Consider the following 25,744-nt stretch of genomic DNA (forward strand, 5'->3'; position numbering starts at 1 on the left):
TAGAATACCATACTTTATAAAAGAAAAAGCATCGAATATCGATGCTTTTTCTTACTTTATTTTTTTGAAAAATCCTTCTCAGTTTCATCACTTGTCACATCTAAAACATCTAATAGGAATATGAAGATTGGGATACCGATAATAAGCCCCCATACACCTAAGAAATGCTCAGAAAAAATTAACACCATAAATGTGTAGAAGATTGGTAAATTTGTTTTTTGTGACATAAACTTCGGATTTAATACATAACTTTCAAGCGCATGAATTACTGTTACGATAACTACAATATAAACGACATACATAATACCGCCGATATTGTAAGCAATCATACAGAGTGGGAATAACGAGATAATAACACCCGCCACTGGAATTAAACCAAGCAAGAAAATCATTAACGCTAAACCTAGTAATTGCGGGAATCCTAATATCCATAATGCGATAACAGATAAAACACAGTTAACAATTGCAATTAAAAATTGTGCTTCGATTACTTTCCCGAATGAACGTGCAAATTTCTTTCCGAAATACTCTATTTCGTTATAGAAAATTGCAAGTCGACTTTCTTTAAATTTCGAAGTAAAAGCAACAATACGTGCTTTTTCAAGTAAGAAAAATAAGCTCAAAATTACAGAAAGTAAAACTTGAAGGCCAAATTTCCCAACATTCGTAATGGATTTATACAAAATGTCTACGCCTTGCCCTACATATTTAGAAAGTTCCATATGATTCACAGCATTAACTGCATACTTAATTAATTCACTATCAGGTGGATTTCTTAAAAATACATTGAATTGATAAATCAATTGTGAAATTTGTATTGTTAATACCGGTAAATATTTAAATAGCGTAATGGCAATTCCCGCCACTAACATTACATATAAAAGCGCTATAATAATTTTCCGATTAATTGGCATAAAATGATCTAATTTACGAGAAATAAACTTTTGGAATCGATCCATTAAATACGTCAACATAAACGTAATTAAAATTAAATTTAACATACTTTGCATCCCATACAATATGAGAGCAAGTAATACTAATACGATTAACCTCTGAAATCCTTTGCTTTGAAACAGGTTTTTTATTTGCATAATCGACGAGTACTCTCTCCTGTCCTATAAAGTAAAACGTTAACAAGTAGCTCTCTCTCTCTTCTCTACTTATAATTATCCTTGAATATTAAAGCCATTGCGAGCAATTTATCTTCAACCCTAACCGCCCGTTAATTGTGCTAATATATTATGTTACTTCTTATTTTACAATACAATGACCTATTTCAAAACGCATTATGCAAAGTATTAATGAAGATTTAAGGAAACTTTTATTCCCCTAAGAATAGGTCTTACCATTACTGTAACATAAAAAGCAAGCTATCAGTAGAAATCCGTCCTACAAATAGCTTGCTTTTATATTTTTTTAAGTAAGTTTTATCATCCAATAAACGGCATGAACATTGGAATAACCACCACCGTTACGACACCAACTACTGCCACATCGATACTTAAAAAACTGCTTCTTAAATACGAAGCAGCTTTTTAAGTTCTTTTGCATATGTACGGCTAACCGGGACTTTAGATCCCTCTTTCATAATTAAGTTATAAGTCGAATTAAACCACGGCTGTATCTCAGAAATATGATTAATATTAGCAACGAAACTACGATGAACACGCATAAAAATTGTTTGTGGTAATTTCTTTTCCAAAATGACAAGCGTATCATGTGTTACATATGTTTCTTTCATTGTTTTTACAGTTACTTTCCCATCTAAAAGCCCTACGTAAATAATATCCTCAATGTTAACAAGTACAATTGATTCCTCAATTGGTAATGCTAATTTATGCATCTCGGCCGTTACATCTACACTCTTTACATCTTGCTTTGTTTCTAACTTTATTTGCTTTTGTTTTTTATATTTCTTTAATGTCTGTACGATACGTTCTTCATCAAATGGCTTTAAAATGTAATCTAACGCATCTACTTCAAATGCTTGCAACGCATATTGATCATATGCAGTAGCAAACACAATTGAAGGTGGGTTTTTCATTTTCTTTAATATATTTGCGATTTCAAATCCATTATCATCAGATAATTGAATATCTAGAAAAACAATATCTGGTTTGTTTTTCATTAATTCTTCTAATGCATCCTCTACACAATCCGCCTCACCAATTATCTCTACTTCTTTTGTTTTCTCTAATAAATATTTCAATTCATCCCGTGCTAACATTTCATCATCAACTACTAATACTTTTAACACTCCGTTTTTCCTCCTCTACTTTTTTCGGAATCACAAAGAGGATCTTTGTCCCTTGCTCTAATTCACTTTCAATTTGAAGCATTGTCTCTTTCCCAAATAACCCGATAAGTCGTTCATTAATATTATATAAGGCTGTTCCCGTCCCTTTCTTTGATGGAACTACCATTTTTCCTAATTGCTCTAGACGTTCACTCTCAATCCCTTGTCCATTATCCTTTACTTCAAAGTGAACCATCCCTTCTTTTTCAAACACATGTACCTCGACTTGGCACACTGGCTGCTTTTTCGGAAAAGCATGGCGCAATGCATTTTCAACTAATAGCTGAAGCACAAATGGTGGAACTAAAGTCACCTTTAGTGCCTCTTCAATGTACATCTTCACTTCATACTTATTCGGAAACCTCGCTTGCTCTAACGATAAATATGCATGTACATGATTCAACTCTTGTTCTAATGGAATAAGTAATTGTCGTGCCCCTTGCAAATTACAACGAAAATAAACGCTAAGCTGCAATAATAATTTTCTCGCTTTCTCTACATCTGTTCGGCATAAAGCTGATACTGTATTAATTGCATTAAATAAAAAATGCGGATTGATTTGTGCTTGCAACGCTTTTATTTCGGCATCTTGCAATAACTTACTTTGTAACTCAGCTTCACCTAACTCAAGCTGTGTGGAGAATATTTTCGCTAGCCCTTCCGCTAACTCTTCTTCAACACGACTTAATTGATTAGGGTTTTTAAAATAAAGTTTTAATGTTCCTATCGTATTTCCATGTGAAGTTAATGGAATAACAACTGCCGCTTGTAATGGACACCCTTCATGTTGACAATTAATAATCTCACGTGATTTTGCCTTCATTATTTTCCCTGTTTTTAATACTTCTTTTGATAAACCTGTTATTAAACTGTGTGAAGGAATATGATGATCTGATGCTAATCCAACGTGAGCTAAGATTTCCTCTGTATCTGTTAAGGATACCGCATCTGTTCCCGTAAAGCGGTGAATAATTTGTGCCACATGTTTACAAGACTCTTCTGTTAACCCTTGGCGGAAATATGGTAACGTCTTATCAGCAATTCGTAATACTTTATGCGTTTGCAAAGCTTTTGCGTTTTCTTCTTGTCGTAAAATAGCTAGTATCATCGAAAGTAAAATGAAACTGCCAAAACTATTTACAAGAATCATCGGTAGCGCAATTGTTTTCACAACACTAAGTCCATCTTCTATAATTAATAGAATCATAAGCATTTCTAAAGTAACGATAAAAACACTTAAAATCGCAGAAAATTTAGGAGTAATAGTACGGTTATATTTTTTGAAAATGTATCCAATATAACCTGTTATAATCCCAGCCAAAATTGATGAAATTGCACAACTTACTGCCGTCGTCCCGCCAAGCATATAACGATGAATACCCGCAATAGAACCTACTCCAATTCCGACGATAGGACCGCCAAGCAATCCACTAATTCCAACACCCATGATTCGTGTATTCGCAATTGTGCTGGATGATGAAACACCTTGTAACCAATTTTCATTCATAATAGTATTTCCTGCTATTTCAATCCCTGTGTAGTTGCTTACAATTGTAAACACTGAAAAAATACAAATAAGCTTAAACTTATCTACATATCCGTCTTGCTTATGAAGAAGACGCCGGAACGTTTTAATATGAGAGAGTAAAAATCCTAAAATAACAATAAGTCCGACGCGTTCAATCATCATAAGTACTAAATTTAGCATCTGTGATTCATTCCTTTTTATATTAGTTAGTTTTATTATGGGAAAATAATGAAGCGTGCGTCAAGGAGAATGAAATGTTTTTTGAAATATTTTACACATAACTATCCCCTCTTTATTTGACAATCTAACAGAAGAGTGCTAAAAATAAAGTAATATAATACAGTCCTTTAACCCAACCCCGTGAGGTTGAGAAGGAAGTCGGAATATACTATACGTATGGTCTTTTTTAGGGATACGTATGCTTTTTTGGCCTTCTCATCATATCAGGTGAGAAGGCCTTTTGTTATTCTTCCATAGCGACTGTAGAAGAAAATAAGGAGGAGTAATGATGAACGTCACTACTGATGTACAATCAACAACAGAGGAGACGAAAGAGAAAAGATATAAAACATTGTTTGGTTCTGCGCTAGGATATGCAGCAGAAGGTTTAGACATGTTGCTCTTATCTTTCGTACTCGTCTACATTTTAAAAGAATTTCATTTAAGCCCTGTTGAAGGTGGAAACTTAACATTAGCTACCACAATAGGAATGCTAATCGGGTCTTATTTATTTGGATTTATTGCTGATTTATTTGGGCGTATCCGTACGATGGCCTTCACAATCTTACTATTCTCACTAGCAACAGCACTTATTTATTTCGCAACAGATTATTGGCAATTATTAATTCTTCGCTTTTTAGTTGGAATGGGAGTTGGTGGTGAATTCGGGATTGGAATGGCCATCGTAACTGAAACATGGTCTAAAGAAATGCGCGCTAAGGCGACATCCGTTGTTGCACTTGGATGGTAATTTGGCGTACTAGTCGCTTCACTCCTTCCGGCATTTATCGTCCCGCATTTCGGATGGAGAGCTGTTTTCTTATTTGGACTCATTCCCGCTCTACTAGCTGTTTACGTCCGCAAAAGTTTAAGTGAACCGGAAATATGGGAACAAAAACAACGATACAAAAAAGAATTGTTACAAAAAGAAGCTAAAGGTAATTTAACAACTACTGAGGCAGAACAACTAAAGCAAATGAAAAAGTTCCCACTTCGAAAGTTATTTGCCAATAAAAAAGTAACGATAACAACAATTGGTCTTATTATTATGTCATTCATCCAGAACTTCGGATATTATGGAATTTTCACATGGATGCCAACTATTTTAGCGAATAAATATAACTACACATTAGCAAAAGCGAGCGGCTGGATGTTCATCTCTACGATCGGCATGCTAATTGGAATTGCGACTTTTGGTATTCTAGCCGATAAAATTGGTCGCCGTAAAACTTTTACAATCTATTATGTCGGTGGTACTATATACTGTCTCATTTACTTCTTCTTATTCACAGACTCAACATCATTGTTATGGGGAAGTGCATTGCTTGGATTCTTTGCCAATGGCATGATGGGGGGATTCGGAGCAATTTTAGCTGAAAACTATCCTGCTGAAGCTCGCTCGACAGCAGAGAACTTTATTTTCGATACAGGACGTGGGTTAGCTGGATTTGGACCTGTTATTATCGGCTTACTTGCTGCAGGTGGTAATTTAATGTGAGCATTATCTCTCATCTTCATTATCTATCCAATCGGTTTAGTTACAATGCTATTATGTGTCCCAGAGACGAAAGATAAAGTATTAGAATAGATTGAAACTATACGAAATGTTTATCCAAATACTGTCCCCTCAGGAAAAGTATTTGGATAAATAGCAAAGAGGAAGCATCTCAAATGAAATGCTTCCTCTTCTTATATAAATACAATTATTTATTTTGATTTACTAGCTTTTTGGAACAAGAAGCTAGTTTTATCTTCTTCTTTTACAATACCTTGTTTTAACGCTAATTCCCCTGCGACTTTAGGCGCTAGCCATAGCATTGGGAATAACAGAATAGATACCGGAACAGCCGTCACTACAATGAAGGATTGTAAGGCGTTAATACTTCCCTCACCCATATATAAAAGAATCGCCGCAACTGCGCCCATAATAAGCGACCAAAAAACTCGCAAACTAATTCTAGGATCTCCATCTCCAGTCACTGCCATTGAAATCGAATAAGCCATTGAATCTCCTGTTGTCACTACAAATAAAATTGTTAATAAAAGAAATGCAGGTCCAATAATATTAGATAGTGGCAGTTGCTCTGTAATTGCAATCATAGCCGCTGGCATACCAGATTCACTTAATGCGGTCGAGATAGAACCAGGATTCATTAACTCATAAAACACACCTGATCCCCCTAGTATAGTAAACCAAAACGTTGTAATAATAGGTGCAATAATTCCAATTGCAACGATGATTTCTCGGATTGTTCTTCCTCTTGAAATTCGGCTCACTAAAATTGCCATCATCGGTCCGTATCCAATAAACCATCCCCAGAAAAAGATTGTCCACGACCCTAACCAACCTGTATCACCACGATATGTGCTCATTGGAATAAATTCATTTATATAAAATCCAAACGAAGAAACAAATGAATCAATAATAAATCCACCTGGTCCAAACAGTAATACGAATACCATTAATAAAACTGCTAACCTAACATTTAAATTACTTATAATTTGAATCCCTTTATCAATTCCCGTTACCGCAGATATAGTAGAAACAGCTACTACACAAACAATAATGGCTAATTGAGTAGTAAACACATCAGGAATGTTAAACAATGCTTGTAACCCATAACTTGCTTGTAGTCCTAAAAATCCGATTGGACCAATCGTCCCTGCAGCTACCGCAATAATGGCAAATACATCGATCACTGTTCCAAGCCAACTCTTTCGCAATTTCTCTCCAAAAATAGGATATAAAAGCGTTCGAGGTTTTAAAGGCATATCTTTATGATAATGCCCGTACATCATAACTACCGCACTAATTGTACCTAAAATCGTCCAAGCCAGGAAACCCCAGTGCATATAACTTTGTGCTAAAGCCGGCATTACCGCTTCTTTCGTTCCAGCAGTTATACCTTCATGTATTGGTGGCACCGTCATCAAATGGTACATCGGCTCTGCGGCTGCCCAAAAAACGCCACCTCCGGCAAGTAATGTAGACATAATAATAGCGAGCCATTTTGTCGTACTAATCTCAGGTTTTTCTAGCCCCCCAAGTTTAACTCTCCCATATTTCGAAAACGCCATACACATTGCAACAACAAATGTACCAATTAATAAAACTTGCCAAAAGGCACCAAAATATTTAATTGAAGCTGTAAAACTGCTATTAATGGCTCCCTCTACGTAACTTTTATTTAAAATAACTGCAATTACAAATAATAAAAGTGAGCCACCACTAATAAGAAATACAGGCCAATCCGTTTTTCGACTCTTCATCCTCATTTACACTTCCTCCTTCCTCAGCAATCTAAAAAACAACTTTATTATGTTTTCTTGTTTACACCCAAAACACAATGATTATATAAGCATAATAATTCATCAATTTCCTACACACTTATGTTGTCCCTAAAAATATGCTAAATCCCTTATTTAAAAGAAAATTTCTATTCCTATTACATAAAAAAGCAAAACAAAAGACCTTATATTTCTATAAGGTCTTCGAAACAGAAATTTGATTATAACATAAGGAACTCCTTGGTTCAAAAAGTCCTTTCCAAAAATAACCGATAGTAAAGGCTTCCATTTGCTACGTAACAGTAATTAAAAAAAATTATATTTTGCAGAAAAAAAAACTATACTAGCTATTATTTATGAAAGAAATTCGGCTTCAAAATTTCATTTGGATACGGTTTATGATAAATATGAGTGGTAGCTGGCGACAACGGTGGAATGAGCCACACCCAATTACCTGTTACAACCCGTCCACATGCCGCTTCCTGCTTCTCAAATTGTTGAAATTGTTGTGCAGCTGTATGGTGATCCACAATACTAACTCCTTGTTTTTTAAAAGAATGTAAAACAGCCACGTTTAATTCAATTAGCGCCTTGTCTTTCCATAACGTACCGTTTCTCGATGTATCGAGCTTCATCATCTCCGCAACAGCCGGAAGTAAATTATAGCGATCATGATCCGCTAAGTTACGAGCCCCAATCTCCGTTCCCATATACCATCCATTGAACGGGGCTGCCGTATAAGAAATACCGCCAATTTCTAAGCACATATCTGAAATCATTGGAACCCCATACCATTTTGCTCCAAGTGACGAAATCGGGTATTCTGGGTGTTCAATTGGCACTTCTTTTACTTCTTCTCTCGGAATTTCTTTATATATAGGTGCCTTCCCGTTTATAGAAAACACAAGTGGCAATACATCGAAATTCGTACCTTCTCCTTGCCAGCCAAGTTCCTGACAAAAATCTGTAAACGCAGTGGAATGAGAGTCACCAATCACTCCCATTTCTGTTTTATATCCTGCATACCGAATCAATTGGTGATTATAAATTCGTATATTATTTTCTTCACCTTGATATTGCTTAAAAATTGTAATTGTCGGTTTAACTTTCCCATCGTTCGTTGCATATTTAATATGATGAATTAATGCATTGTATACACCTTCCTCATCATTTACTTCACGTGCATCTAATATGTGCATCTTACTCCAAAACAATCTCCCAATGCATCTATTACTATTACGCCATGCCATTCGTGATCCATGAACAAGCTCTTCAAATGTATGCTCATACGTTCCAGTCTTTTCTATCTCTATTAAAATTTCTTTCATACGCTCTTTTATTAATTTCTCTTTATTAAGTTCCTTATAGCAAACGGTAATAAAATTACTTGCTTCCTCTATTAATTGTTTCGTTTTGCCCATAAACAATCTCCTTCTATCTCAACAAGACACTACTACTTTACAGTATAAGCAAAAAGGATAAGAGTCACAAACGAAATCAAAAGTGTTACTTTTATTGTAATATTTTTCAGAAAATTCCCGGGATTATTGTTGACTTCCGAAAAAAACAAGTGTATTTTTGACTTAAGTAAACTATTTTTACTCAGGCCAACTTTCGAGGCGGAAAGGAGATAATTTCACGTATTCATTTCAATTGCCCAACCTTTCATATGACTATGATGAACTAGATCCATATATTGATGTGATACATTAGTATTCATCATGCATGTAAGGTAAATTTGGTGATGTAAAACTAGTATTGTCGAAATCCTCCAGAATCCCCCGGATTGCCACTGGGGGATTTATGATTATTTCATTGCATGTATGTAATAACGTAATACTTTTTCTATTTCTATTTTCAATTCTCGGAACGGGAATCCTAATTCATTAGCTTTTCCATTATGTAATGTACAATTAATCACTTCATTATAAGGCGCTACATTATCTCCTACTTCTTGAACGAGTGCTTTTATTCCCGTATTTTCTTCTATGAAATGAATAACTTCTCAAGTAGAAACTATCCCGTTGCTACAAGCATTAATTGGCCCTTCTATGTCCTTCATCCCGCACCAAGCTAAAAATTCCCCTGCTTCTTTTTCATGTATAAATGACAACTCTCCATCTAGGTGATTCACGGCGACAGGTTCTTGCCTCACAATATGTTCAACGTAAAATTGTAACCTTTTCGTATAATCGTTTTCTCCAATAACAACTGGAAAACGCACTGCAACAACTGGGAATGTTGCTTGTTGAAGTAAAACCGCTTCGGCTAATCGCTTGCCTTCACTATAATTGAAGTCATTTCTATCTCCATACGTAATAGCATACTCGTATGGATTAAAGTTCTCTTCTAACAAGCCTATCGCTGGCTCGTAAACAGCCATTGAAGATGTCATAATATATTTCTTTGTTTTTCCTTGTAACACTTCACATATTATCTTCGCTGCATTCGAGCTATAGCATAAATTATCGTATACGATATCATAACTTTTACCTTCCAAACGCTCTTCCAGTAACTTTTCGTCTTCTCTATCTACTACAATTCTTTTTACCGTATCCCCAAAAGAATCCTCCGTAAATCCTCGTGTTGCAATCGTTACATCGTGTCCAGCTTGCAACAGTACTTCTACTAAATGTTTACCAAAAAACCTTGTTCCCCCTAGTACCAATACCTTTTTCAACTTCATCATCCCCTGTTTTATAAAATCGAATATTGTAAATTACTACCTTAATTATAAACTTGAATATAAATAAAAAGCATGGAATCATTATCAAGATTCCATGCTTTCTTATATACGATACTTTAACGTACTCGATATTTAAAAATACAATAGCAGCAATAGAAAATAGAAATTACTGATACATAAACCCATAGTTCATATACAAATCCCTCTCCCCATACTCCCATAAAATAAAAGAGTGCAGGCAACGTCAATGTTACCCACGATTGTACAAAGGCAATTCTGCCAAGATATTGATTGATATTCTTTTTTTGTGCATTTAATACAAAGAATAAATACCAAAGTAATGCCCACATAAACCATGTTAACGCATTAACAACATCGTGGAATTGAACAAATGAAACAACCATATAGAATAAAGCAATAATTGCTACCCAAATACAGAACCAGCCTAGTCCACTACTATCCATTCCTTTAATAAAAGTAACGCCTACATATAAATAAGTTAAACCAAACAAAAAAGTAGCTGCATATGAATATACCGTCCAATTACTTTGATCAGAAATCATAATCAAATAGAACGGAATGATAATTTGTAATGCCCCCACAAATAAATTAAAGACACCTGCACTTTTCATCTCTACTTTTCCTAATATGACAAGACTATTTAAAAATAAAGCTGCACCTGAAAGTAATAATCCTACGTAACCCATATATATTCGTGTGAAAATCTTTCCCTTTCACACTTTTAACCTCCCCACAATATAAAGTTTCACTTTATTATTTTTCTTCCTATTTAAAACTACATACATAATTTTTAATCCAAATAAGTCAGACTTCCTACCTTAAAAAAGAGCGAATTTAAAACGCTTTCAATAATAAATAACCCTATCAGGACATTAAATAGGATTCCTTGATTATAAACTTACTCTAACCATGATACAAGCCAAGAAGGTAACACAGTATATCATAAACAGCTCGTTCGCATTTATTAAGCCCTCCTCTTATGTAAAAGGAGCTGGTCAGTAATACATTCACCTTTATGAAATCCTTGTATTACTGACCTAACACTTCATAGTTTTTCATATGGAACAATTGCTATTTATCATAAATATCATTCGGATTAATTGTAGGAATAAATCCATTTATAGAGCTATATTTTTTAGATACGTTATTTGGAGTAACGGTAAACGTTACAATTTTATTACTTTGTTGTTTAAAATAGCGCATCCAATTTTGACTCCATTCATCTTTCGCAATAACTTGTTTATTGAAGTCTTCCCACAATACACCATGTATAAAATTCAAGGATGTATTTTTGATTGTTTCAAATCCCCAATTCTGTATAAGAAGCAGGTTAGAATCAACACTTTTAATTTCTTTTAATAAATTTACATATGCTTCTCGAAATTTTCCTTGTGTAGCTGGCTGATCATAAAAATAGTCATCAATATCACCAGCTGTATCTAAAAACACACCATCTATGCCTTTGCCAATAATTTGCTGTTTTACTTTATTAACAACAATCCCACGGTAATGTTCCTCAGCTAAGTTCATAATATATGTATTCCACTGCTCAATCTTCATTTTCTTACCGTCTCTATAATAATAGTCTGATTCAACTACTTGTGATTTATGCCACGCTTCTAATTCTAAAACACTAACATAACCAAGGACTACCGTTCCTGACTTTTTCAATTGCTGAACTTGTTCTTTCGTAAATGCATATGGCTCTATAATAACCATGTCATACTTTGAAAGTCTCTCAATTACTTGCTCATTTGCTTCACCATAATAAATTTTATAACTTCGTACATTTTTTAAAACTGGTTCCACAACATTTGCTTGTGCGGATGTACTTGAGGAAAAAATAAAAGAAAATATAGCTAAAAAGCATATGGAACGTTTCCACTCCATAATAATATTACCCCCTATACAACTGTAATTTTCTATCGTTTTACATTTTAACACCTTTAAATATTAATACAAACTTAGTAATTCCATAACATTTTACATTTTTCAAACTCGATATCTTTATAAAAATCCCAATAAATACAATTTATTAACAAAAATTAGAATTTATTTCACTTGAATTTACTACATCCCTGTTGATAAAATGATTTGGGCTCTATATATTATATATCTTAAAATAATTCTTTTAAATTATGTATTTTATTTCAGTGTACTATTCCTCAAAATTAAATTTGCAAATGAAAGAAGGAATTTATTTATGTACTATAAGCAATCCAATTCATTCCAAAAAATGATTGAACCTACGATTCTCTTTATTGCACTATTTTTTCTCTCAATACTAACTGATTTTCTAACACCTACGTATGAATACTGCTTACTCTTATTTATTACATTAATTATTTCCAGCCGGTATGGTATATCTATTGCCCTTTTCGTCTTTCTGGAAGCAATGATTTATATTTTTGTAAGCGGTATATATATAGAAGATGATGTATTACTGTACTTTTATTCATCAGGTTACTGGATAAGTTGGATTTTCTTACTTGTTATTAGTTTATGTTGCGGATTAATGAGTACTTCACAAAAAGAACGTTATGAAGATGTACATATGATAAATAATGAGCTGAAGGCTGAAAATAAAGAATTAAAACATGTTGTGAAACAATTGGATGAAACACGTATTACACTACGTTCTCGTGTACTTGAATCAAATAACCATTTGTCTAAAATGTATCATATGTTTAAAGCTTTAAATCATACACATCCTGAAATTGTACTCGATGAAGGAATAAATGTATTAAAAATGTACTTTGGAGCAAAAAAAATTGGTATCTATCACGTCGATAACAATAAACAATCGCTTCGTATTAAATTAAGATCAGAAACTGGTAAAAATACATTATCTCAATCCATTTTTGTTAAAAACGCTTCGTTAGTCATCAAAAATGCTCTAGCGCATAATCGACCTTTTTTCCGTACGGATGAAGATTTTCAAGATGCTCCACTTTTAGTTGGTCCCGTCCTATTCCAAGATGATGTACAATACGTCATTATATTAGACGAAATCGAGTTTTCAAAAGTAACTTCTGAGCAATTCGAACTTTTCACATGGTATTTACGCTGGATGGGTGATCGTTTACAGAACGCTTCTAATCTTTGGCTATCGAGTCAAGAGGATCGCACATTCCCTAAAACAAGCATTTATTATGAAGGTGAATTTGAACATTTACTAAAAATAGAAAAGAAACGTTACGAAACATTATCTTATCCATATTCCTATTTTGAGTTCAATGCTCCGCAAGATTCTTTAGAAATGATAAATTCTATTTTAAAAGACCATTTGCGTGATATTGATATATTCGGTTATAGTACGACCGAACAAAAGATTATGATTTTATTACCTGGCACTGAAGAAAAGTTTTTACTACAAGTTCAAACTCGTATACAACATGCTCTTTCTTCTAAAGGAGTGATAGTCTAATGATTTTACTCCTTCTTTATTTTATTTATGCTATTTTGGTTTTTCTTTTATTTCGATTTACGAAAAGTGTAATTGCTGAAGATAAAAAAGGAATTATTGAATTTTGCTTGATTATCTCTCTTCTTTTCCCACTTATCGGACTTATTGTATCAGTAATCATGTTATTACTTAATATAAGACGATCCAAAACCGATTGGTTACAGCAATACTCTGAGTACGTTTCCTTTCAAGTTGATAATTACGAAGATATTTTAGAATCAGCAAGACAAGATATGGACTTAATTTCATTTTCTTCTGGATTAGAACTAGATAAGCCTGAATTACATAAACAACTCATTGTACAGTTAAGCTCCTCCTCTATTTCTAATGAAGGAGGCTTATTGAAAGAAGCAATTCACCATAAAGATCCTGAAACTGTACATTACGCAGCAACTACTATTAATTTACTAAATGAACGGTACGAAAAACAGATCGAATACTTAAATAAGCAATTTCTACAAAATCCACAAAATGAAATTGCAAAAGAATTAGTTTCTAACTATTTAAGATATATAGACAGCGGTCTTCTTTCTAATCAGCAAAAAGAAAAAATAATCGATGAATTTATGAATTTTATTACACTAAGTGTAGAACTATTCCCTAACGAATCTCTTTACCCTTTCCACCTTGGAAACCTGTTTCTACACACAAAACAATATGCAAAGTCTGAAGAACAGTTTTTAAATCTTATTCATTTCTATCCTGAATCCTATTACGGTTATGTTGGATTACTTGAAATATATTATGACCAAAAGTTATGGGACAAGCTCTATAACTTAATCAATAATCTAACAACCGCAAAAAGAATTCATATACTACCGCGTAAATATCAATTATTTGTAAAGCAGTTTGGAGGCGCACACATTGAAAAAGGGAATTAATCTATATATCGGGATTATTAGTATCATTTTATTTCTCTTAATTTTATCCATCCTTATATATCGAACAGAAAATTTTTATCAAAAGTTTTCTGTTCCTAAAGCTAAAGAAATAGATACTGTTAAAACACTCAAAGCAAAAGATGTAACTCAAAGTGGACATAAAATGCAATTATATGTTTTAAAAACGGATAATACATTAGGACAACAAGTCGAATTTAATACGAAGAAGGCAATGGATTACGCACACCTACACTATAAAGATATTACAGCTAATGAAATTAAGGGACTTACTCCTTCTCCCTATACAGGGATTATTATTACAGGTGAAATAATGGCGCAACTTCCACAAGCTGATATTCAAAATTTTGTACAAATGGGCGGAAGGATTATTATCGCAAACCGACTTGATTCAGATCCTTCCTGGAACGCCCTATTCGGTATTACAAAAAAAGAAGGCTTCAAAGACGCGAAAGGATTGACCTTTGAAGAGGTTTTATTCCCTGGTTATCCAGATCTCTCAAGTTCTTCTATATTGTTTACTCATAGCTCAATGAATATTACGCTAGATGAGAATACAACTAATGCTTGGATTACAGCAGAAGATACTCCCATCCTCTGGACCAATGACTACGGTGAAGGAAAAGTCTTATATTGGAATACAACAGCATTGAACGATAAATTAGGTAGAGGTATGTTCGTTCAATCACTGGGTACTATTTTCCCGGCTTTCGCTACAGCACAACTTGGAGCCGAGATTATGTATATCGATGACTTCCCATCTCCGATTCCAAGTGGAGAACTAAAAAACTTAACAACAGAAAAAATTTCTGTTGAAGAATTTTATAAAAAACATTGGTGGAAAAATATGAAGAATATCTCTGAAGAGCTTGATATTAAATATACGGGTGTTGCAATTGGGACATACCAAAACAAAGTAACTCCACCTTTCGAAGATTTCTCAGGTAAAAATAGAAATACCTATTTATTATTTGGGAGAGAATTATTAAGTCATGGCGGAGAAATAGGCATTCATGGCTATAACCATCAACCTTTATTATTACCATCAGACCCAGTAGATAAAGCACTTGAATATGTTCCATGGAATTCAAAAGAGGATATGGAGAGCTCCTTAAATGCTCTACAAAAACTCGTGTATAACTTCTTTCCAAATGAAAAGTTAAAAACCTATGTACCACCATCCAATATTATAAATACAACTGGATTAAGTGCGTTAAACGACGCGGTCCCAACTATAGAAACAGTTGCTTCCCTATATGTGGGGGGTAAAGGTAACGGCAGTTTAATTCAAGAATTCGGACCAGATGAACAGAATAAAAACATTTATCACTTCCCGCGCATTACGAGTGGCTATGCTATCACAGATGAAGAGCAATTTATCTTAACTGATGTTACTGCAAATTTAGGGGTTATCTCACATTTCGTTCATCCAGATGATATCCTTGATGAAAAACGCTCGGGTAACTTAACATGGGAAGAATTATTTAAAGCTTATAAAACGACAATTAAAGAAATACGAGAAAGATATCCTTATATAAAAAGTATGACCCAAAGTGAAGCAACTGCTTCTATGAAAATTTATCAAACTGGTGACCTAGATGTTTCTTATGAAGATGATGCTGTTCACATTGCCTATCAAGGGTTACCAAACCATACTTCAACAATTATACGTGTAGAAGAAGGTAAGAAGATACAACCTGGCTCATTCTCTTACGGTACAGTTAAAAAGCTTGATTCCCAAATTTATAGCGTTACGTTAACGAAGGCCAGCGCTACAATTCCAATTAAAGGAGAATAACAAATGAGAATAGGTTTGGTCGTTGAAGGCAGCTACCCCTTTGTAAGTGGAGGGGTAGCAAGCTGGGTTCAGATGATTATCCAGCAGTTTAAAGAACATGAATTTACGATTTTTGCGATAGTCCCTCAAGTAAAAACAGAAAATGAATATCAATATGAAATTCCAAGCAACGTAAAAGATATCATTCTGATTCCTTTGCAATCAGAAAATGAAGCAAAACATATAAAAACTAATTTAACTGAACAAGAAGTACAGACACTTCAAAAATGGTTTACATTTCAAGCCAACGATACAACAGCATTACAAATATTAGGAAACAAACAAAAACTAGGAACACTCCATTCCTTCTTCGAAAGCCGTGAGTTTTATGCAATTGTTAAAGAAAGCTATTTATATGAAGAAAGTAGTGGCTCCTTCTTAAATTACTTTTGGATGTGGAGATCTATGTTCACACCAATCATTCAAATTTTACAAATTGATTTTCCTGAATTAGATCTTATTCATTCTGTATCGACAGGATATGGTGGATTACTTGGTGCTGCAATTAGTGCCAAGTCCGATATACCATTTATTCTAACTGAGCATGGTATTTATTCTCGAGAGCGCGAAGAAGAAATACTACAATCTACTTGGATACCAATTGAATACAAAAAAAGATGGGTTTCTTTCTTTCATCACTTGTCTCATCAAGCATATGAACAAGCTGATGATGTAATTACGTTGTTCGGCCGAAATAGTGCATATCAAAAAGAATTAGGTGCCCCGGCCCATAAACTAAAAATCGTTCCAAATGGCGTTACTTTATCTGACTATAAAGGGTTACGTAAACCAAAATACAATTCGGATAAACTCATCATTTCCGCCATTATACGAGTTGTGCCAATTAAAGATGTAAAAACAATGATTTATGCAGCTAAATTATTATTGGAAAAAGATATTCCATTTATATTTTACCTACTAGGTCCTGATACGGAAGAAGCAGAATATGCTCAGGAATGTCGTGATTTAATTCAACAATTAGGATTAGAAGAGCATGTAATAATGACCGGCAAAGTAAATATTAAAGATTACTTAAAACAAACAGATCTTCTCGTATTAACAAGTATATCTGAAGGACAACCATTAGCTATGTTAGAAGGAATGGCAGCAGGATTACCGTGGGTTGTTACAGATGTCGGCTCTTGTAAGGAATTAATTTACGGACAAGATGGAGATCCTTACGGACAATGTGGATTTGTTGTACCACCTGTATCTCCTGAACAAGTTGCCATTCATTTAGAGTGGTATTATCGTCACCCTGAATCCATTCAACAATTTGGGGATAATGGGCGCAATCGTATTGAAGCGCACTATCAATTATCAGGTGTCGTTGATAGTTATCGTAAGCTTTACTTAGAAAGAGGTAAAAAAGCATGGCAGGAATAGGATTTCGTTTACAAAAATTATTCCAAGAAGACTACTATTCTTCAAGAATAAAGGCGTACGGATTTTCATTATTTGTTACAGCTGGTCCGTGGTTAGTCGTTATTTTAGCAGTAACAGCTATTCGATACATTTTAAGTTTGTTCCATTCTATTTCAATTGAGGAACAGCGCCTTTTCACAATTTCAATTTCATACTGCTTTATTTTTTCTCAAATCATATATGGTGCCCTGCAGCTCATCGTAACTAGATATGTGGCTGATCTTTTATACGAGCAAAAAGCTGATAAAGTATTTTCTTCCTTTTTAGGAATGACGAAAATCACACTTTTCTTAGCTATTGTCTTGTGGCTTTTGTTTGCAATTTTTACACCATTAGCCTTGTATTATAAAATCGTGATGCTATTTTTATTTTTAGCTTTAAACATCATTTGGATTCAATCCATTTATTTAACAGCAGCTAAAGATTATCAGTCCATCGCTCTTGCATTTTTAATTGGTTCCATTTTCTCCTTATCTGGAATTGCGCTTATCGCTTACTGGCATCCAACACTTGGAATAGAACATGGATTTTCCCTATTACTTTTAATTTCTTTTACAATCGGGACTTTCATTACATTAGTGTGGTTAAGTATAGTTATTGTACGAATGTTTCCAAATAGTGATGCTACCGAACAATTTACCTTCCTTTCTTACTTAGATAAATATCCGGAACTATTTTGGTCAAGCTTACTTTACAATATTGGCATTTGGGTATGTAACTTTGTTATTTGGTTCGGAGAAGGGCGAGGAAATATTGAAAACACGTTTATTTATCATCAAATGTATGATACCTCTGTTTTCTGGGCATATTTAAGCATTATCCCAACCTATATTTTCTTCGTAGTATCCATTGAAACAAGGTTTTATGAACGGTATAAGAAGTTCTTCGGTTCAGTTAACAATGGGGCGACATTAAATACAATTTTACAATTAAAAGAATCAATGAACTTTGTCCTAAAGCAAGAAATGGAACGCATACTTCGTAATCAAGGTATTTTTTCTTTACTTATTATTTTTATAATATGGATGTTTAGTTCACAATCTGGGAACGTGACACTTGAATACTCTATTTTGCAACTGACTATAATTGGTGCTTATGCAAACGGGATGATCCTTGTTATCACGTTACTACTCTTATATTTTGAAGATCGTAAAGGGGCATTTCGAACATCAGCCCTGTTCTTTTTTGCAAACCTATTATTAAGTCTTCTTCTACTTCCATTTGGATTCAATGGTTACGGTATTAGTTTTGCACTCGGATCTTCTATTACATTCTTATATGCTATTTCTAGACTCTTTACTTATATTAAAGATATTGACTACTATACATTTTGTCAGTCAAACATTTCTATGAAACAGCGAACTTTCTTTACTAAAGTGGCCAATAAACTTAATGGAAAATAAACAGATAAAAAAATGACCTCTTGCTTATGCAAAGGTCATTTTTTTATCTGTTTATTAAACTTCTAGATAGCCATTTTTGTTATTTGATTGCCATCTCCAAGAATCTGTACACATCTCTTCTAATCCGCGTTTTGCTTCCCATCCTAATTCACGCTTCGCTTTCGATGCATCTGCAAAACATACTGCAACATCACCAGGGCGACGCTCCGTAATTTTATAAGGAACTTCCTTGCCTGAAACTTTTTCAAATGCTTCAACCATTTCTAATACACTATAACCAGTACCTGTACCGAGATTGTATGCATCTATCACAGTAGTAGTGCCAAGTACCTTTTCAAGCGCCTTTACATGGCCATTTGCTAAGTCTACAACATGAATATAATCACGGACACCCGTGCCATCTTTTGTTGGATAGTCATTTCCAAATACACTTAATTCTTTTAACTTACCTACTGCTACTTGCGTTACATATGGCATTAAGTTATTTGGAATTCCATTTGGGTCTTCTCCAATACGCCCACTTTCATGCGCACCAAATGGGTTGAAATAACGAAGTAATGCAATACTCCATTCTGCATCTGCAAATGCTACATCACGCATAATTTGTTCAATCATTAATTTCGTTTGACCATATGGATTTGTTGCACTTAATGGAAACTCCTCCGTAATTGGTGATGTTTCTGGAATACCATACACTGTCGCAGATGAACTGAAGATCATCTTCTTCACATTATGCTTCTGCATCACTTCACATAGCACTAATGTGCTTGTAATGTTGTTATGATAATACGTTAATGGGATTTCTACTGATTCCCCTACAGCCTTAAACCCTGCAAAGTGAATAACAGCTTCAATTGTATTTTCTTCAAAAATCGTATCCAGTGCTTCTCGATTTAAAATATCTTCTTTATAAAATTTAAACTGTTTTCCTGTTATCTCTTTTACTCGATTTATAGACTCTACTGAGCTATTCGAAAGATTATCTACTACTATAATTTCGTAACCGTTTTTTAGTAATTCTACGCATGTATGACTACCAATATATCCTGCTCCACCTGTTACAAGTATTGCCATAATTATAGTCCTCCATATTTCATTCATTATAAACTTATCAAAGTATATCACATATTTCTTATCATATGTTTATTATGCGAACACAGAAACTTACATTTTATCCCATGATTTTTCGGACAATACACGATTCAAATCAGGTAATAAAAAAACGCCACCTAACAGACATCGTGTGGCGTTTTTTGATCAAATTACGTAACAATATACACTTAGAAAATGAGCAAGACTACCTAACAATACAAAAACATGAAAAATTTCATGGTGTCCCATATATTTAAACTCCAACCATTTTGGCTTCGCACCGTAAATAAACCCACCAATTGTATAAAAAATGCCTCCAAGTACTAAGAAAATAATACCTCCTGTACTTAAATTCTCAGCTAGCGGTGCAAAGAATAGAACAATTAACCAACCCATCAGAAGATAAATTGCTGTCGATAACCATCTTGGACAATTAAACCAAAACATTTTAAAAACAATACCAAAAATCGCAGTTGCATAAACTAAACAAAATAATAGTAAACCATTTGCCGAATTTAATGTAATTAAGCAAAAGGGTGCATATGTACCTGCAATTAATATAAAAATCATAGAATGATCTAGCTTCCTAAAGAAATAAATAACACGTTCACTGGCTACAACACTATGATACACAGCTGAAGCCATATAAAGGACCATCATCCCTATACCAAATAAAATAACGGCTGTAATTGCAGCAACAGATGGCATCTTAACCGAAACCTTCACAAGCATAGCTAATAATGCAATAAATGATAATACAGCTCCTCCTAAGTGAGTAAATGCATTAACTGGTTCTCTTACATAAGTATTCATATAAACACCCCTCATATAATTACATGTAGTTTTCATAACTACATGTAATTATATACATATTATTCGCACGGGTCAACATTTACAATTCATTTGTTTCGTAATACCATATTTAAAGATATACTAAACATTAAGTTCCACTAAGTTATAAAAGTGAGGGGTTCTACGTGGAAAATATAAATAAATTACTTGAATCATTACATTTAGAAAAAAGTATTAAACTTGAGGATATCCCAAATGTCGACTTATATGTAGACCAAGTTGTCCAACTATTTGAGAATACTTATGCGGATACAACGAGAACTGATGATGAAAAAGTATTAACAAAAACAATGATTAACAATTACGCAAAAGGGAAATTATTCATCCCTATCAAAAATAAAAAGTATTCAAAAGAACATATGATTTTAATCAGCTTAATTTATCAATTAAAAGGGGCTCTTTCCATTAATGATATAAAAAGCTCCTTAGAAAATATAAATGCACCGTTAATAAACGATGATACATTCGAATTAAATACTCTATATAAAGATTACCTTTCTCTTACTGACACCAATGTGGAAAGCTTTAAGCAAGACGTGAATAACCGTGTTAAGGAAGTAAACGAAGTTTCTTCCTTAGAAGATCCAAAGCTAGAAAAGTTTTTATTACTAACATCCTTCGTGACTATGAGTAATATGTATAGACGTTTAGCAGAGAAACTAGTTGATGACCTTAAAGAAACTTAAACAAAAAAACTATCCACCTGTTAGAGGTGGATAGTTTTTTTGTTTACTTAATTGCTTCATGAACCTTTAATTGTTTCCCTTTAATCGTTGTGTTTTTCATGATTTTTAAAACAAGTGGTCCTTTTCCATTTAATATTTCAACGTAAGAAACATTGTCTTGTATTGTAATAATTCCTATATCTTCTGCTGTAACACCTTTAATTTTAGCAATTGTACCGACGAAATCTACCGCCCTAATTTTCTTTTTCTTCCCGCCATTAAAGTACAATTTCATAATTCCTTTGTTTAGGTCTGCGTTTTTATCTTTTTTTATAATTGGTTTAGCATGTATTTTTTCCTCAAATACTGCTTTCCCTTTCATAACTTCTTCTTTTGAAGGTGCAAGCACCTTTGGAATTTCAAAGCCGATGTACTCCTCAATCTCTTCTAAAAATCTATTTTCATACGGCGTTATGAATGTAATAGCTTTTCCGTTATTACCAGCTCGCCCCGTTCTTCCCGTACGATGTACATAACTTTCTTTTTCTAATGGAATATCATAGTTAATAACATGTGTAATATTATCAATATCAATTCCTCTAGCAGCTACGTCCGTCGCTACTAAATAACGGAACTTTCCTTTTCTAAAATCGTCCATAACTTCAAAACGATCTTCTTGTACCATACCACCATGTATTTTGTCACAAGGATAGTTAACGCGCTTTAACTGTTGAAATACGTGATCTACATTTTCTTGTGTACGGCAAAAAATAATACAACTATCTGGATTCTCAATCGTTGTTACATCTTTAAGAAGTGAAAGCTTCTCCTCTTCTCTCGTCTCAAAAAGTGTATGTTCAATTTTATCTGTTGTAATCCCGGCAGCCTTAATTTCAATATGAGTTGGGGAGCCCATATACTTACGAGATAACTTTTCAACATCTTCTGGAAGTGTTGCTGAAAATAGCATTGTCATTCGTTTTTTAGGTAACTCGTCAATAATTGCCTCTACTTGATCGATAAAGCCCATATTCAGCATTTCATCTGCTTCATCAATAACTAAATACTTCAAACACTCTAAAGAAAGAGTACCTTTTTCAATATGATCTAACACACGGCCAGGAGTCCCAACCACAATATGTGTCTTTTGCTTTAATTCTAACTTTTGACGTGCAAATGGAGATTTACCATAAACTGCAGCAGCCTTAATTCTTTTGAAGCGGCCTATATTCGTAATATCTTCTTTTACTTGCACCGCAAGCTCTCTCGTCGGTGTTAAAACTAAAGCTTGTGGCTTATTCTCTTCCCACTCCACCATTTCACAAAGTGGTATGCCAAATGAAGCGGTTTTTCCACTTCCAGTCTGTGATTTCACGACAAGGTCTTTCTTTTGCAAGGCAACTGGAATAACCTCTCCTTGCACTTCTGTCGGATGTTCATATCCTAAACCAGTAAGTGCTCTTACAATTTCCTTACTTAATGCATAATCGGTAAAACTTCTTTTACTCATGTAATAACCTCATTTTATTCTGTATTTAATAATTATATTTTTTATATCCTACGTTCAATTATACCGAAATAATATATTAAACCAATATCTTTAGTTCATTAAAGTACCAACTTATCCTAAGTATAATTCTTTATATTATTTTTTGAGGACAACATAATTAAGGGCAGCCTTAATTATAAGTCTGCCCACCTAAACAATATAAAAATATTTCGATATATTTTTGTAGAAGAAATATCTTTACGGAACTAGCCTTTTTACAACTGGTATTCTTTGCAATACTAACGTTATTACCATACTAAGGAAAAGTGTAATAATTACATTTATAGGTATTGCCAATATTGCATGTACATGTGCATTCACCTTTGGAATGACTATGTATAGATAATTATTTAATAAGAAAAAGTGAAGAATATAAATCCCAAGACTTGCTTGGTTTATGCCGCGTAATAAAAATGGCAATTGTCTTTCTGAATTTTGGAAAGCATATCTGAAAAAGACAAATAACCCGATTGCCATAAGTACAACACCTGGCGCAAAATATTCATACCAATATTGATCTAACTGTCCATTCGCTTTAACTGTATAATGATATGTAATAAAGAATGTACCAATAAACCCTACAAGCCCTCCAATGTAAGAAATATTTCTCCACTTTTTCACAATATCATAATTCGATAAGTAATAACCAAGTAGAAAATATCCTACATAATTTGTAACATAAAATAATTCAATATTAAAGTTGATAGGATAATAATAGTTTACTAGTTTAACTATAACAGATGCATATAGCCATAAAATTAAAAAATATTCTATCTCTCTCTTCTTAGCATTTTTCACAAATACTTTTAGTAAAGGTGCAATTAAATATATTCCTACAATCATGTATAAGAACCATAGATGTAACCCGATACTATTTGTTAAAAAGTACTTTATCCCTTGCTTTAAAGAAGCCGGAAAATATCCTACGCAAGCCCCATAGATATAAAATATAGCACTCCAACCTATCAAAGGTATAATCACTTTACTTGCACGTTTCTTTAAAAATTCCCCAATAGAAGTATCTTTTGTTCCCTTTAATAATAGGGCTCCACTAATCATTACAAAAATTGGTACACTAGCACGCGAAAGTGAGTCGTAAAAATTACCAGCCAACCAACGCGACACGTTATTTGCATCTAACGTAGAAACATAACCAGCAGCAACGTGAATTGTAACGACCGCAATTGTCGCCACTACACGTAGCCAATCCATATATACCGAACGCTTCATCAAATCTCCCCTAAATTAATAAATTTAAACATCCGTACCTATACATAATTTTACATTGAATTGTAATATATTGAAACAATTTTTAGCTATACTAAGCCACAATATGAGTAAATAAACTTCAATTTTCAAATATAAACATGAAAACCTTTGACTTATTACTAAAAATACTGTAAATTATCATTTGGACGAACGTTTTTAAGTAAACTATGTGAAATATTCGTATTTTAGGGGTGCAAATGATGGAAAACGTATTTGACTATGAAGACATTCAATTAATTCCTGCAAAATGTATTGTAAATAGCCGATCTGAGTGTGATACAACTGTCACTTTAGGAAAACATAAATTTAAATTACCTGTCGTACCTGCAAATATGCAAACGATTATTGATGAAAGAATCGCAACTTATTTAGCTGAAAATAATTACTTCTATATCATGCATCGTTTCCAACCAGAGAAACGAATTTCATTCATTAGAGATATGCAATCACGTGGATTAATTGCTTCAATCAGCGTTGGTGTTAAAGAAGACGAGTACGAATTCGTACAACAATTAGCTGCTGAGCAACTTTCACCTGAATACATTACAATCGATATCGCACATGGTCACTCTAACGCTGTGATCAACATGATTCAACATATTAAAAAACATTTACCAGAAAGCTTCGTTATCGCTGGAAACGTTGGAACTCCAGAAGCAGTAAGAGAATTAGAAAACGCTGGTGCTGATGCAACAAAAGTTGGCATTGGACCTGGTAAAGTTTGTATTACTAAAATTAAAACAGGCTTTGGAACTGGCGGTTGGCAGCTAGCTGCACTTCGCTGGTGTGCAAAAGCTGCAAGCAAGCCAATTATCGCTGACGGTGGTATTCGTACACATGGCGACGTAGCTAAATCAATTCGATTTGGAGCAACTATGGTTATGGTCGGTTCTCTATTCGCAGGTCATGAAGAGTCTCCAGGGGAAACAATCGAAAAAGATGGCAAACTTTATAAAGAGTACTTCGGTTCAGCTTCTGAATTCCAAAAAGGTGAGAAGAAAAACGTTGAAGGTAAGAAAATGTTCGTTGAGCATAAAGGTTCTTTAGAAGACACTTTAATCGAAATGGAACAAGATCTTCAATCTTCTATCTCTTACGCTGGTGGAACAAAATTAGACGCAATTCGTACTGTAGATTATGTAGTCGTGAAAAACTCTATTTTCAACGGTGACAAAGTATATTAATTTATAAATTTAACTAGAAGGACAAGCATAAAAAATGCTTGTCCTTCTTTTTCATGTATAAAAAT

18 protein-coding genes and 2 pseudogenes are annotated in these 25,744 nt (G+C 33.8%); 8 read left to right on the forward strand and 12 right to left on the reverse strand.

Going from position 1 to position 25,744, the window contains the following annotated elements:
• Positions 1 to 56: 56 nt before the first annotated feature.
• The 3 genes from MKX77_RS26385 to lytS form a co-directional block, all read right to left on the reverse strand.
• On the reverse strand, positions 57 to 1,091 hold the full coding sequence (locus MKX77_RS26385; protein WP_002198704.1) for an AI-2E family transporter: 1,035 nt from the start codon (positions 1,089 to 1,091) through the stop codon (positions 57 to 59).
• Positions 1,092 to 1,516: 425 nt separating this feature from the next.
• Positions 1,517 to 2,257, reverse strand: coding sequence for a LytR/AlgR family response regulator transcription factor (locus MKX77_RS26390; protein WP_341308222.1), 741 nt, complete (start codon positions 2,255 to 2,257; stop codon positions 1,517 to 1,519).
• Positions 2,235 to 4,004 carry a two-component system sensor histidine kinase LytS gene (lytS, locus tag MKX77_RS26395; protein ID WP_002089899.1) on the reverse strand — a complete coding sequence of 590 codons (1,770 nt, stop codon included), beginning with the start codon at positions 4,002 to 4,004 and terminating at the stop codon, positions 2,235 to 2,237. Before lytS ends, MKX77_RS26390 begins: the two co-directional genes overlap by 23 nt.
• Positions 4,005 to 4,332: 328 nt before the next feature.
• Here lytS and MKX77_RS26400 point away from each other — a divergent pair.
• A pseudogene (locus MKX77_RS26400) lies at positions 4,333 to 5,631 on the forward strand (MFS transporter).
• Positions 5,632 to 5,750: 119 nt separating this feature from the next.
• Here MKX77_RS26400 and MKX77_RS26405 read toward each other — a convergent pair.
• From MKX77_RS26405 to MKX77_RS26425, 5 genes and pseudogenes are all read right to left on the reverse strand, one after another.
• A complete protein-coding gene (locus MKX77_RS26405) occupies positions 5,751 to 7,319 on the reverse strand; it encodes a BCCT family transporter (RefSeq protein WP_341308223.1) in 1,569 nt (522 codons plus the stop codon).
• Between the two features lie 362 nt (positions 7,320 to 7,681).
• On the reverse strand, positions 7,682 to 8,752 hold the full coding sequence (locus MKX77_RS26410; protein ID WP_341308224.1) for a nitric oxide synthase oxygenase: 1,071 nt from the start codon (positions 8,750 to 8,752) through the stop codon (positions 7,682 to 7,684).
• 386 nt (positions 8,753 to 9,138) lie between these two features.
• Positions 9,139 to 10,020 (reverse strand): annotated as a pseudogene (locus tag MKX77_RS26415) (NAD-dependent epimerase/dehydratase family protein).
• A 113-nt stretch (positions 10,021 to 10,133) separates the two neighbouring features.
• Positions 10,134 to 10,724, reverse strand: a complete 591-nt coding sequence (locus MKX77_RS26420) for an AmiS/UreI family transporter (protein ID WP_341308225.1) — start codon at positions 10,722 to 10,724, stop codon at positions 10,134 to 10,136.
• Positions 10,725 to 11,109: 385 nt separating this feature from the next.
• Positions 11,110 to 11,928 carry an endo alpha-1,4 polygalactosaminidase gene (locus MKX77_RS26425; protein ID WP_341308226.1) on the reverse strand — a complete coding sequence of 273 codons (819 nt, stop codon included), beginning with the start codon at positions 11,926 to 11,928 and terminating at the stop codon, positions 11,110 to 11,112.
• 313 nt (positions 11,929 to 12,241) lie between these two features.
• On the opposite strand from MKX77_RS26425, the gene MKX77_RS26430 reads away from it, so the two are divergent.
• From MKX77_RS26430 to pelG, 5 genes are read left to right on the forward strand one after another with little or no spacing between them, the layout of a single operon-like run.
• The gene (locus MKX77_RS26430; RefSeq protein ID WP_341308227.1) at positions 12,242 to 13,465 is read left to right on the forward strand and encodes a nucleoside-diphosphate sugar epimerase; all 1,224 of its coding nucleotides are present in this window, start codon (positions 12,242 to 12,244) and stop codon (positions 13,463 to 13,465) included.
• The gene (locus MKX77_RS26435; protein WP_341308228.1) at positions 13,465 to 14,385 is read left to right on the forward strand and encodes a tetratricopeptide repeat protein; all 921 of its coding nucleotides are present in this window, start codon (positions 13,465 to 13,467) and stop codon (positions 14,383 to 14,385) included. The genes MKX77_RS26430 and MKX77_RS26435 overlap by 1 nt, the downstream gene beginning before the upstream one ends.
• Positions 14,369 to 16,201, forward strand: coding sequence for a DUF2194 domain-containing protein (locus MKX77_RS26440; RefSeq protein ID WP_341308229.1), 1,833 nt, complete (start codon positions 14,369 to 14,371; stop codon positions 16,199 to 16,201). The genes MKX77_RS26435 and MKX77_RS26440 overlap by 17 nt, the downstream gene beginning before the upstream one ends.
• Before the next feature lie 3 nt (positions 16,202 to 16,204).
• The gene (pelF, locus tag MKX77_RS26445) at positions 16,205 to 17,626 is read left to right on the forward strand and encodes a GT4 family glycosyltransferase PelF (RefSeq protein ID WP_341308230.1); all 1,422 of its coding nucleotides are present in this window, start codon (positions 16,205 to 16,207) and stop codon (positions 17,624 to 17,626) included.
• Entirely contained in the window at positions 17,614 to 19,068 is a 1,455-nt protein-coding gene (gene pelG, locus MKX77_RS26450; protein ID WP_341308231.1) for an exopolysaccharide Pel transporter PelG, read from the forward strand. The genes pelF and pelG overlap by 13 nt, the downstream gene beginning before the upstream one ends.
• Before the next feature lie 54 nt (positions 19,069 to 19,122).
• Here pelG and galE read toward each other — a convergent pair whose 3' ends face one another.
• Positions 19,123 to 20,142: a UDP-glucose 4-epimerase GalE gene (gene galE / locus MKX77_RS26455; protein ID WP_341308232.1), complete on the reverse strand. Its 1,020-nt coding sequence runs from the start codon at positions 20,140 to 20,142 to the stop codon at positions 19,123 to 19,125.
• Between the two features lie 183 nt (positions 20,143 to 20,325).
• Positions 20,326 to 20,973: a PAQR family membrane homeostasis protein TrhA gene (trhA, locus tag MKX77_RS26460; protein ID WP_002144591.1), complete on the reverse strand. Its 648-nt coding sequence runs from the start codon at positions 20,971 to 20,973 to the stop codon at positions 20,326 to 20,328.
• 164 nt (positions 20,974 to 21,137) lie between these two features.
• On the opposite strand from trhA, the gene MKX77_RS26465 reads away from it, so the two are divergent.
• A complete protein-coding gene (locus MKX77_RS26465) occupies positions 21,138 to 21,698 on the forward strand; it encodes a DUF1836 domain-containing protein (protein ID WP_002035007.1) in 561 nt (186 codons plus the stop codon).
• A gap of 43 nt (positions 21,699 to 21,741) precedes the next feature.
• On the opposite strand, the gene MKX77_RS26470 is transcribed toward MKX77_RS26465, so the two are convergent.
• Together MKX77_RS26470 and MKX77_RS26475 are read right to left on the reverse strand one after the other, a co-directional pair.
• Entirely contained in the window at positions 21,742 to 23,187 is a 1,446-nt protein-coding gene (locus MKX77_RS26470) for a DEAD/DEAH box helicase (RefSeq protein WP_341308233.1), read from the reverse strand.
• Between the two features lie 237 nt (positions 23,188 to 23,424).
• Positions 23,425 to 24,456: an acyltransferase gene (locus MKX77_RS26475; protein WP_215554904.1), complete on the reverse strand. Its 1,032-nt coding sequence runs from the start codon at positions 24,454 to 24,456 to the stop codon at positions 23,425 to 23,427.
• A gap of 239 nt (positions 24,457 to 24,695) precedes the next feature.
• Between MKX77_RS26475 and guaC the strand changes: the two genes are divergently transcribed.
• Positions 24,696 to 25,679 (forward strand): GMP reductase, encoded by a 984-nt coding sequence (gene guaC / locus MKX77_RS26480; RefSeq protein ID WP_002068771.1) that lies wholly within the window; start codon positions 24,696 to 24,698, stop codon positions 25,677 to 25,679.
• The last annotated feature ends 65 nt before the right edge of the window (positions 25,680 to 25,744 follow it).

Source organism: Bacillus sp. FSL R9-9410 (assembly GCF_038050385.1).
Classification (GTDB): domain Bacteria; phylum Bacillota; class Bacilli; order Bacillales; family Bacillaceae_G; genus Bacillus_A; species Bacillus_A cereus_U.

Excerpts from the sequence above, each read along its gene's own strand:
- trhA (WP_002144591.1), bottom strand. The coding sequence starts at position 20,973 with ATGAATACTTATGTAAGAGAACCAGTTAATGCATTTACTCACTTAGGA.
- MKX77_RS26410 (WP_341308224.1), bottom strand. The coding sequence starts at position 8,752 with ATGGGCAAAACGAAACAATTAATAGAGGAAGCAAGTAATTTTATTACC.
- pelF (WP_341308230.1), top strand. The coding sequence starts at position 16,205 with ATGAGAATAGGTTTGGTCGTTGAAGGCAGCTACCCCTTTGTAAGTGGA.
- MKX77_RS26470 (WP_341308233.1), bottom strand. The coding sequence starts at position 23,187 with ATGAGTAAAAGAAGTTTTACCGATTATGCATTAAGTAAGGAAATTGTA.
- guaC (WP_002068771.1), top strand. The coding sequence starts at position 24,696 with ATGGAAAACGTATTTGACTATGAAGACATTCAATTAATTCCTGCAAAA.
- MKX77_RS26385 (WP_002198704.1), bottom strand. The coding sequence starts at position 1,091 with ATGCAAATAAAAAACCTGTTTCAAAGCAAAGGATTTCAGAGGTTAATC.
- MKX77_RS26405 (WP_341308223.1), bottom strand. The coding sequence starts at position 7,319 with ATGAGGATGAAGAGTCGAAAAACGGATTGGCCTGTATTTCTTATTAGT.
- MKX77_RS26420 (WP_341308225.1), bottom strand. The coding sequence starts at position 10,724 with ATGGGTTACGTAGGATTATTACTTTCAGGTGCAGCTTTATTTTTAAAT.
- MKX77_RS26435 (WP_341308228.1), top strand. The coding sequence starts at position 13,465 with ATGATTTTACTCCTTCTTTATTTTATTTATGCTATTTTGGTTTTTCTT.
- pelG (WP_341308231.1), top strand. The coding sequence starts at position 17,614 with ATGGCAGGAATAGGATTTCGTTTACAAAAATTATTCCAAGAAGACTAC.
- MKX77_RS26430 (WP_341308227.1), top strand. The coding sequence starts at position 12,242 with ATGTACTATAAGCAATCCAATTCATTCCAAAAAATGATTGAACCTACG.
- MKX77_RS26425 (WP_341308226.1), bottom strand. The coding sequence starts at position 11,928 with ATGGAGTGGAAACGTTCCATATGCTTTTTAGCTATATTTTCTTTTATT.
- galE (WP_341308232.1), bottom strand. The coding sequence starts at position 20,142 with ATGGCAATACTTGTAACAGGTGGAGCAGGATATATTGGTAGTCATACA.
- MKX77_RS26475 (WP_215554904.1), bottom strand. The coding sequence starts at position 24,456 with ATGAAGCGTTCGGTATATATGGATTGGCTACGTGTAGTGGCGACAATT.
- lytS (WP_002089899.1), bottom strand. The coding sequence starts at position 4,004 with ATGCTAAATTTAGTACTTATGATGATTGAACGCGTCGGACTTATTGTT.